At 70.6% G+C, this 9,824-nt stretch carries 8 protein-coding genes and 1 pseudogene; 3 read left to right on the forward strand and 6 right to left on the reverse strand.

All coding sequences use genetic code 11. The features are described 5' to 3' along the window. Nucleotide 1: 1 nt before the first annotated feature. The 5 genes from STRIP9103_RS01535 to STRIP9103_RS01555 form a co-directional block, all read right to left on the reverse strand. The gene (locus tag STRIP9103_RS01535; RefSeq protein ID WP_009294831.1) at nucleotides 2–1,741 is read right to left on the reverse strand and encodes a bifunctional uroporphyrinogen-III C-methyltransferase/uroporphyrinogen-III synthase; all 1,740 of its coding nucleotides are present in this window, start codon (nucleotides 1,739–1,741) and stop codon (nucleotides 2–4) included. After that, complete coding sequence (gene hemC, locus STRIP9103_RS01540) at nucleotides 1,738–2,706, reverse strand: hydroxymethylbilane synthase (protein ID WP_009294835.1); 969 nt, start codon at nucleotides 2,704–2,706, stop codon at nucleotides 1,738–1,740. Before hemC ends, STRIP9103_RS01535 begins: the two co-directional genes overlap by 4 nt. Further along, on the reverse strand, nucleotides 2,703–4,466 hold the full coding sequence (locus tag STRIP9103_RS01545; protein WP_009294825.1) for a glutamyl-tRNA reductase: 1,764 nt from the start codon (nucleotides 4,464–4,466) through the stop codon (nucleotides 2,703–2,705). Before STRIP9103_RS01545 ends, hemC begins: the two co-directional genes overlap by 4 nt. Continuing rightward, on the reverse strand, nucleotides 4,463–5,218 hold the full coding sequence (locus tag STRIP9103_RS01550) for a redox-sensing transcriptional repressor Rex (protein ID WP_009294829.1): 756 nt from the start codon (nucleotides 5,216–5,218) through the stop codon (nucleotides 4,463–4,465). The genes STRIP9103_RS01545 and STRIP9103_RS01550 overlap by 4 nt, the downstream gene beginning before the upstream one ends. A 357-nt stretch (nucleotides 5,219–5,575) precedes the next feature. Next, nucleotides 5,576–5,857 carry a glutaredoxin family protein gene (locus STRIP9103_RS01555; RefSeq protein WP_009294833.1) on the reverse strand — a complete coding sequence of 94 codons (282 nt, stop codon included), beginning with the start codon at nucleotides 5,855–5,857 and terminating at the stop codon, nucleotides 5,576–5,578. Between the two features lie 186 nt (nucleotides 5,858–6,043). Here STRIP9103_RS01555 and STRIP9103_RS01560 point away from each other — a divergent pair, with 186 nt between their 5' ends. Beyond that, nucleotides 6,044–7,009, forward strand: a complete 966-nt coding sequence (locus STRIP9103_RS01560; protein ID WP_078613760.1) for an HAD family hydrolase — start codon at nucleotides 6,044–6,046, stop codon at nucleotides 7,007–7,009. Between the two features lie 17 nt (nucleotides 7,010–7,026). Here the strand turns inward: STRIP9103_RS01560 and STRIP9103_RS51090 are convergent. Next, nucleotides 7,027–7,123 (reverse strand): annotated as a pseudogene (locus STRIP9103_RS51090) (helix-turn-helix domain-containing protein); the annotation flags it as partial. A 291-nt stretch (nucleotides 7,124–7,414) separates the two neighbouring features. On the opposite strand from STRIP9103_RS51090, the gene STRIP9103_RS01565 reads away from it, so the two are divergent. Then, nucleotides 7,415–8,245, forward strand: coding sequence for an ECF subfamily RNA polymerase sigma factor, BldN family (locus tag STRIP9103_RS01565; protein ID WP_048819502.1), 831 nt, complete (start codon nucleotides 7,415–7,417; stop codon nucleotides 8,243–8,245). 331 nt (nucleotides 8,246–8,576) lie between these two features. Further along, nucleotides 8,577–9,818 (forward strand): DUF5667 domain-containing protein, encoded by a 1,242-nt coding sequence (locus STRIP9103_RS01570; RefSeq protein ID WP_009294837.1) that lies wholly within the window; start codon nucleotides 8,577–8,579, stop codon nucleotides 9,816–9,818. Nucleotides 9,819–9,824 lie beyond the last annotated feature (6 nt).

Genomic DNA, 9,824 nt, shown 5'->3' on the forward strand with positions numbered 1-9,824 from the left:
CTCAGGTCGTGGACCGCCTCCGCCGAGCCCCCGGCCGCCGCTCACTCGGCCGCGTAACCGGATCCCCCGCCTCCAGTGCCGCGGCCCGCCGCCGCAATCCGAAGTCCGCCAGCGCCTCGGCCAGCTTGTGCACGGACGGCTCCGGAGCCATCACGTCCACCCGCAGCCCATGCTCCTCGGCGGTCTTCGCGGTGGCCGGACCGATACAGGCGATCACCGTCACGTTGTGCGGCTTCCCGGCGATCCCCACCAGGTTCCGCACGGTGGACGACGACGTGAAGAGCACGGCGTCGAACCCGCCGCCCTTGATCGCCTCCCGGGTCTCGGCCGGCGGCGGCGACGCCCGCACGGTCCGGTACGCCGTGACGTCGTCGACCTCCCACCCGAGCTCGATGAGACCCGCCACCAACGTCTCCGTGGCGATGTCCGCCCGAGGCAGGAACACCCGGTCGATCGGATCGAAGACCGGATCGTACGGCGGCCAGTCCTCCAGCAGCCCGGCCGCGGACTGCTCCCCCGAAGGCACCAGGTCCGGCTTCACACCGAACGCGACCAGCGCCTTCGCCGTCTGCTCCCCCACCGCCGCGACCTTGATCCCGGCGAAGGCCCGCGCATCGAGCCCGTACTCCTCGAACTTCTCCCGTACGGCCTTGACGGCATTGACCGACGTGAAGGCGATCCACTCGTACCGGCCCGTCACCAGCCCCTTGACCGCCCGCTCCATCTGCTGCGGAGTGCGCGGCGGCTCGACGGCGATCGTCGGCACCTCGTGCGGTACGGCCCCGTACGAGCGCAGTTGGTCGGAGAGCGAGGCGGCCTGCTCCTTCGTGCGCGGTACGAGGACCCGCCACCCGAAGAGCGGCTTGTTCTCGAACCACGACAGCCGGTCGCGCTGGGCCGCGGCGGAACGCTCACCGACCACGGCTATCACCGGCCGCCCGCCCTCCGGCGAGGGCAGCACCTTGGCCTGCTTGAGCACCTGGGCGATCGTGCCCAGCGTGGCGGTCCAGGTCCGCTGCCGCGTGGTCGTACCGGCGACGGTGACCGTCATCGGCGTATCGGGCTTGCGGCCGGCGGTGACCAGCTCACCCGCAGCCGCGGCCACGGTCTCCAGCGTCGCGGAGACGACGACCGTCCCGTCGGACGTACCGACCTCCGCCCAGCACCGGTCGGACGCGGTGCGCGCGTCGACGAACCGTACGTCGGCGCCCTGCGCGTCCCGCAGCGGCACACCAGCGTACGCGGGCACGCCCACGGCGGTCGCGACACCCGGCACCACCTCGAACGGCACGCCCGCGGCGGCGCACGCCAGCATCTCCTCGGTGGCGTACGTGTCGAGCCCGGGGTCCCCGGACACCGCACGGACGACCCGCTTGCCGCCCCGCGCGGCCTCCATGACAAGATGTGCGGCATCGCGCACAGCGGGTGCACCTACGGCTGTTGACGAGCCGTCGACAACCGTCAGCTGTGGCGTGCCCGTACCCGAAAACGTGTCCACGGCAGAGACGGCGGACGCGGTTGCCGGGGACGTCGGCGGGCCCGGGTCGGTGTCGAGTACGGCGACGCCCGCACGGGCGTGCACACGTACGACGTCGAGCACCTCGTGCTCGGCGACGAGAACGTCCGCGTTCGCCAGCGCCTCGACGGCGCGCAGTGTCAGCAGTCCCGGATCCCCGGGTCCGGCACCGAGGAAGGTGACGTGCCCGTGTTCCGGACCGGCGGGAAGGGTGGTGGGGCTCAATGTGCTCGCTCCCCCATCAGACCGGCCGCGCCCTTAGCGAGCATCTCGGCGGCGAGTTCACGGCCGAGCGCCATTGCTTGGTCGTACGTCTCGGGCACGGGACCGGTGGTGGACAGCTGCACCAGCGTCGAGCCGTCGATCGTGCCGACGACGCCGCGCAGGCGCATCTCCTTGACAATCTGCCCGTCGGCCAGCAGGTCGGCGAACGCACCCACAGGTGCGCTGCAACCGGCCTCCAGCGCGGCGAGAAGGGACCGCTCGGCGGTCACGGCGGCCCGCGTGTACGGGTCGTCGAGCTCGGCGAGCGCGGTGATCAGCGCCGCGTTGTCCGCGGTGCATTCGATCGCCAGTGCCCCCTGGCCGGGGGCGGGCAAAACGGTGTCGACCGAAAGGAAGTCGGTCACTTCATCGATCCGACCGATCCGGTTCAGTCCGGCGGCGGCCAGGACCACGGCGTCCAGTTCACCTTTCCGTACGTATCCGATCCGGGTGTCGACGTTCCCGCGTATCGGGACCGTCTCGATCGTCAGGCCGTGGCTGCGCGCGTACGCGTTCAGCTGGGCCATCCGCCGAGGCGAGCCGGTGCCGACGCGTGCGCCATCGGGGAGCTGCTCGAAGATCAGTCCGTCCCGGGCGACCAGCACGTCCCGGGCGTCCTCGCGGACCGGTACGGCGGCCAGCGCCAGGTCGTCGGGCTGCGTGGTGGGCAGGTCCTTGAGCGAGTGCACGGCGAAGTCGACCTCGCGGCGCAGCAGCGCCTCGCGCAGCGCGGTGACGAACACACCCGTGCCGCCGATCTGCGCCAGATGCTCGCGGGAGACATCGCCGTACGTCGTGATCTCGACGAGTTCCACGGGGCGTCCGGTCAGCCGGCGCACCGCGTCCGCCACCTGCCCGGACTGGGCCATGGCGAGTTTGCTGCGCCTGGTCCCGAGCCGCAGTGTCTCACTGGCTCGCTCACTCATGATCGCCCTCGGTTCTCGGCGTTCTCGTCGCTGTCTCGGCGGCCTTCGCCGCCTTGGCTGTTGTCGGCCCGGGACACGGCGGCGACCGTCTCCTGGTCCAGGTCGAACAGGGTCCGCAGCGCGTCCGCGTACCCGGCGCCACCGGGCTCGGCCGCGAGCTGCTTGACCCGTACGGTCGGCGCGTGCAGCAACTTGTCCACGACGCGCCGCACGGTCTGGGTGATCTCGCCGCGGTGCTTGTCGTCGAGCCCCGGCAGCCGGCCCTCCAGGCGGGCGATCTCGGTGGCGACGACGTCGGCGGCCATGGCGCGCAGCGCCACGACGGTCGGTGTGATGTGCGCGGCCCGCTGAGCGGCGCCGAAGGCGGCCACCTCGTCCGAAACGATCCGCCTGACCATGTCCACGTCCGACGCCATCGGAGCGTCGGCGGAGGCCTCGGCCAGGGACTCGATGTCGACGAGCCGTACACCGGCCAGCCGGTGCGCCGCCGCGTCGATGTCGCGGGGCATCGCCAGGTCCAGCAGCGCCAGCACGGGCTCCGGCCGGGGCATCTCGACGACCGGCTCGGGCCTGCGCAGCTCGGTGATCCGCCCGGTGACGGCCACGGTCGCGGCGAGCGCGCTGATCAGCTCGGCGTCGGCGGCGGGCGTGCGCCGCTTGTCGCGGATGTCGACCGTGGCGTTGTCCACCCAGGCCGCGTGCTGCTCCAGCGTCGCCGCGTCCATCCCGGCCACCGCGGCCTCCCCGAGCACGGAGAAGCCACCGCTCGATACGGCTCCGGTGGAGAGGTCGAGCGGACAGTTCTCGTCGCTGCCGATGGACGTGGGCGGCAGCGGCCGTACGACGTCCTTGCGGCTCTCCTGACCGGCCTGCGCGGCGGGGGCGCCCTCGGGCACCCGGCCCTCGACGGCCGCCGCGACGGCCTCGGCGGTCAGGACCAGGCCGGTGGCGCCCGTGCAGGAGACGGCGACATCCGCACGTGTCAGCTCGACCGGCACCGACTCCATCGGTACCGCGCGGGCCAGCACGTCCGTTCCGCCCTGCTCGTTCAGACGTTGTCCATATTGCTCTCCGAGCAGGGTCGCGAGCCGCTCGGCACGGTCGTACGTCCGGTTGGCGATCACGATCTCGGCGACACCGGCGCGCGCGAGGGTGGCGGCGGCCAGCGACGACATCGACCCGGCGCCGATGACGACGGCCCGCTTGCCCCGGGCCCAGCTCTCGACGTCCCCGCCGGAGGTGAACTGTTCGAGCCCGAAGGTCACCAGCGACTGCCCGGCCCGGTCGATACCGGTCTCGGAGTGCGCCCGCTTGCCGACTCTCAGGCCCTGCTGGAACAGGTCGTTCAGCAGCCGCCCGGCGGTGTGGGTCTCCTGCGCGCGGGCCAGCGAGTTCTTGATCTGCCCGAGGATCTGCCCCTCGCCGACGACCATGGAGTCGAGCCCACAGGCCACGGAGAACAGATGGTGGACCGCCCGGTCCTCGTAGTGCACGTAGAGATAGGGCGTCAGCTCGTCGAGCCCGACCCCGCTGTGCTGCGCGAGCAGCGTGGACAGCTCGGCGACACCGGCGTGGAACTTGTCCACGTCGGCGTACAGCTCGATGCGGTTGCAGGTGGCGAGGACGGCGGCCTCGGCGGCCGGCTCGGCGGCGACCGTGTCCTGAAGCAACTTGATCTGCGCGTCCGTGGACAGCGCGGCCCGCTCCAGCACGCTCACCGGGGCGCTGCGGTGGCTCAGCCCGACGACCAGGAGACTCATGCCGGCATCACGGCGGGGACATCCCCGTCGGGCCCTTTCCCGGACTCCTTGGGAGCCTGCAGTACGACCCCGGCCTCGCCGGCGGCCTCCTCACCGGCCTTGCGCTGCTCGTGGAAGGCGAGGATCTGCAGCTCGATCGACAGATCGACCTTGCGTACGTCGACACCGTCCGGCACGGACAGCACGGTCGGCGCGAAGTTCAGGATGGACGTGACCCCGGCGGCCACCAGCCGGTCGCACACCTGCTGGGCGGCACCGGCGGGCGTGGCGATGACCCCGATCGACACCCCGTTGTCGTCGATGATCTTTTCCAGGTCGTCCGTGTGCTGGACCGGAATCCCGGCGACCGGCTTCCCCGCCATCGCCGGATCGGCGTCGATCAGCGCCGCCACCCGGAAGCCACGGGAGGCGAACCCGCCGTAATTGGCCAGCGCCGCGCCGAGATTACCGATACCGACGATCACGACCGGCCAGTCCTGGGTGAGCCCCAGCTCACGCGAGATCTGATAGACGAGATACTCGACGTCGTAACCGACCCCGCGCGTTCCGTAGGAACCCAGGTACGAGAAGTCCTTGCGCAGCTTCGCGGAGTTGACCCCCGCCGCGGCCGCCAGTTCCTCGGATGAAACGGTGGGTACCGAGCGCTCCGACAGCGCGGTCAGGGCACGGAGGTACAGCGGAAGCCTGGCGACGGTGGCCTCGGGAATCCCTCGGCTACGGGTCGCCGGTCGGTGAGTTCGGCCAGTTGCCACGGTGCTCCTGCGGGTAGAGCGGGGCTGCGGGCGGTCATGCGTCCCCAGACCGCCCCGTCGACAGCAGGCTATGTCTTTGTGAACGCGTGCACAAAGATGGTGTCCGATTTGCCCGGCCAACGTGACCGGGGTCACGCACGCTCGACGCACGCGTACGGAACCGGCACACACGCACCTTCGTTCCGCACCAGACGCCTTGACCAACGGGGGCAAAACCGCACACTCTCCTCACGAATCCCGCCCCCGAGACCAACCAGCCCATCGATCCTAAGCGACTTTTTGGACCACTTGGACTGGCCGGTCAGGCACATCTGTGTCACGGCTTCGCGCCGACCCCCGCGAAACGTCGCGCATGCCCTACGACAGGGCCTTGCGCAGCCGGCCCTCATCGACCCGCCAGAAAGTGTGCTGGGCACCGTCCACCAGTACGACCGGGATCTGCTCCCAATACTGCCGATGCAGCTCCTCGTCCTGGGTGATGTCCTTCTTCTCCCAGGGAACGCCCAGTTCACCGCAGACCTTCTCGATCACCGCCTGTGCGTCGTCGCACAGATGGCACCCGGGCTTCCCGATCAATGTGACGAGCCGCTCACCCGAACTCCTGCGGGCCCGCCGAAACATGGCACTCATGTCGGCCATTGTCACTCCGTGGTGAAGTCGTGAACGCCTTCCCCGTCAGCGAACGCACGACCCGCCCGATTCCCACCCGTTCCGCTCGCGGACACGCCGCCCGGATCACTTCTTTAACGACACGGTCGTGGAGAGTTCACAGCCCGCAAACCTCTCGACTCCGGAAGTCCGGAACAGACTGGCTATGCTCACGTCATGGCCGCTCTCGGATGGCTCACTCCCCGTAGGCGCTCCGCCACGGCGCGGAGCGTTTTGGCAGGCGAGGCCTCGGCTGAGGCAGCGCGCAAGTCCTCCCAGGAACTGGAGGACCTCGTCCCCGCACCCGCCACCAAGGAGAAGAAGGGGAAGGGGAAGGGGAAGGACAAGGAACCGGAGTTCCCGGTCCTCGGCGACGACAAGGCCGCCGCCTTCTTCGACCTCGACAACACCGTCATGCAGGGCGCCTCCCTGTTCCACTTCGGCCGGGGCCTGTACAAACGGAAGTTCTTCGAGACCCGCGACCTCGCCCGGTTCGCCTGGCAGCAGGCGTGGTTCAGGCTGGCCGGCTCGGAGGACCCCGAGCACATGCAGGACGCCCAGAACTCCGCGCTCTCCATCGTCAAGGGCCACCGCGTCGCCGAGCTGACGATCATCGGCGAGGAGATCTACGACGAGTACATGGCCGAACGCATCTGGCCGGGCACCCGCGCCCTGGCCCAGGCCCACCTCGACGCCGGCCAGAAGGTGTGGCTGGTCACGGCCGCGCCGGTGGAGATCGCCCAGGTGATCGCCCGCCGCCTCGGCCTGACCGGAGCGCTGGGCACGGTGGCCGAGTCCGTCGACGGCGTCTACACCGGCAAGCTGGTGGGCGAGCCGCTGCACGGCCCCGCGAAGGCCGAAGCGGTACGAGCGCTGGCGGCGGCGGAGGGCCTGGACCTCTCACGCTGCGCGGCGTACAGCGACAGCCACAACGACATCCCCATGCTCTCCCTCGTCGGCCACCCCTACGCCATCAACCCCGACGCCAAGCTCCGCAAGCACGCCCGAGCCCAGGACTGGCGCCTCCGCGACTACCGCACCGCCCGCAAGGCCGCGAAGGTGGGCCTCCCGGCCGCGGCGGGCGTGGGCGCGGTGGCCGGCGGCACGGCGGCGGCGATCGCCTTGCACCGCCGCCGACGCTGACCCCGAGAACGGGGCGACTCAAGCACCTCGCACAGCGCCGCGAGGGTTGTGAAGCGTACGGCCTTCGCACGGCCGTTCTTGAGGGACTGCCAGGTCGGCGGTGGTGATTCCGATCGTCATACCCGCGTACACCCCCGGGCAGTCCCACCATCCGCACACGACCACAACACGCCCCACACCCAGACGGATCACGAACCCGATCGATCATCAACCGATCAGCGACCGGCACTCGAATAGCCGTCAATCGGTAACAGAAGCGACGTAATCGATGATTTAAGCAACTCGGTGTAGCAGTGCCTGCACGAAGCGTTATTCTCCTCAGACGCAAACCGGTGCCCTTCCGTCGCTACGACGGGTGAATGGTTCCGTACTGCACGTGATGGAAGCTCTGCCTCTGGGAGTCCCGTGTACCCACACGTCGGGGTTGACGCCTCGGGCCTGGCTACGCTGCGCGCAACAGTCAACGAACTGTTGCGCGGCTTCGTCCCCACCGCGTACGCCGTCCCCGCCCTCGCCGCCTCCGCCTCGCCCGTCGGCCCGTGCTACGCACTGGCGGACGGCATCGAACAGGGGTCGGCGCGCAGCGCCGTCGTCGGGGGGCGGAGGTCGGGTGACGGGCGGGAGGTGGCCAGACGAGGCCGTTCGGGATCCACCGCCACCCCCGCCCGCCGCCCTGCCGCCGACAGCGACAGCGCCCGCATGATGGACCTCGTCGAACGCGCCCAGGCCGGCGAGGCCGAGGCGTTCGGCCGGCTGTACGACCAGTACAGCGACACCGTGTACCGCTACATCTACTACCGCGTCGGCAGCAAGGCGACCGCCGAGGACCTCACCAGCGAGACGTTCCTGCGCGCGCTGCGCCGCATCGGCACCTTCACCTGGCAGGGCCGCGACTTCGGCGCCTGGCTGGTCACCATCGCCCGCAACCTGGTGGCCGACCACTTCAAGTCCAGCCGCTTCCGCCTCGAAGTCACCACCGGCGAGATGCTCGACGCCAACGAGGTCGAGCGCTCCCCCGAGGACTCCGTCCTGGAGTCCCTCTCCAACGCCGCGCTCCTGGAGGCCGTACGCCGCCTCAACCCCCAGCAGCAGGAGTGCGTCACCCTCCGTTTCCTCCAGGGCCTCTCCGTCGCCGAGACCGCCCGCGTCATGGGCAAGAACGAGGGCGCGATCAAGACCCTCCAGTACCGCGCGGTCCGCACCCTCGCCCGCCTCCTCCCGGACGACGCCCGCTGAGCCTTACCAACGAGCGGCACCGCGCGGCGTCACGAGCGGCACCGCGCCACGAGCCGCCCCCCAAAGCCGCACCGGGCCACCCCCTGTCACGCCGCCACGCGCGCACGCTCAGCGATCCTCAACACACCCTCCGTTGAAGCCCGTTGACTTCGGGGGCCGATCAGCCGCCGTCCGTAACCCAAGTGCCGCGCCACTCGTTGTGCGGGATACAGGCTCCCTGTGGTCACCCTCTGACCGACATCGATCACTCGATCGTGTGGACCGGTCGGAGGTGTGCAACCCTCAGGACCCCCTGGGGAGTCGACCGTCATGACGAGAGGAGGTGCCGCCAGTGATCGCGAACGTATCGGCGCACCGGCGGGCGAACGCCTTCGCCCAGGCCCTGGAGGAGCTGTCCGACCGGGGCACGGCGGCCGAGCAGCCCGAAGGATCGGCACCGGCCCCGGCAGCTGAACAGACCGATCGGGGTCGCCTGCTGACCCTGGCGACCGGTCTCGGCGAGCTGCCCAAGCCGGAGCTCGACCCGGAGGTCAAGGTCGTCCAGCGCGCCCAACTGGTGGCCGCGATGGAAGCCATGCTGCGGGACGGCACGCTCGCGGGAGGCGAATCGGCGAACCCTTCGGTGCCCGAGCAACGGGCCGGCAAGGCGCGGGGCGCTCACCGGAGAAGTCCGCTGGGGAAGTTGCGACCACGATCACGGCTGACGAAGGGCCTCGCGGCGGGCGGGCTCAGTGTCGGCGTCGCGGCGGGAGCCTTCGGCGGTGTGGCAGCCGCCAGCTCCGACGCCCTCCCGGGTGACTCGCTCTACGGCCTCAAGCGCGGCATCGAGGACGTGAAGCTCACCCTGGCCGACGACAGCGACGACCGAGGCCGGCTCTACCTGGACCAGGCGTCCACCCGGCTCAGCGAGGCCCGCAGACTCCTGGAGCGCGGCCGGGGCGGGCATCTGGACCACGAGTCCCTCGGCGAGATCCGCCGTGCCCTCACCGGCATGCGGCACGACGCCTCCGAGGGCCACCGCCTGCTCCACGAGGCCTATGAGCGCGACCCCGACTCCCTCGGCCCCATCCAGGCCCTCTCGGCCTTCTCCCGGTCCCACCGGGGGGCCTGGGGCGCGCTCCGCGAACGGCTGCCCGTGCAGCTCGGGGACGTGAGTCAGCAGGTGTCGTCGGTCTTCGACGCCATAGACGAAGAGGTCGCCCCGCTCCAGTCGCTGCTGCCACAGCCCCCCACCCAGGGCGGCGACGGCAGACAGCGCTCCACGGGCTCCCACGCCCCCGGCTCCACGGCCCCCGGCCACCCCGCCCCCAGCATCATCGGTGACGGCTCCCCCGGCTCCGGCCAGGGCAGCGACAGCGACAGGCCCCAGCCGTCCATCTCGGACACCAGCCGCGAAGGCCTGATCGGCGGCACCACCGGCGACCTCCTGAACCCGCCCCAGAACGACACAAGCAGCAGCACCCCGTCCTCCGGCGGCAAGACCACCTCCACAGAAGAGCCCGAGGTCACCGTCCCGCCTCTCCTTCCCGGCCTCCTCCCCAGCCTGGGAATCGACAACCAGGACACCAACTAGTCCCGT

The organism is Streptomyces ipomoeae 91-03 (assembly GCF_000317595.1).
Taxonomy (GTDB): domain Bacteria; phylum Actinomycetota; class Actinomycetes; order Streptomycetales; family Streptomycetaceae; genus Streptomyces; species Streptomyces ipomoeae.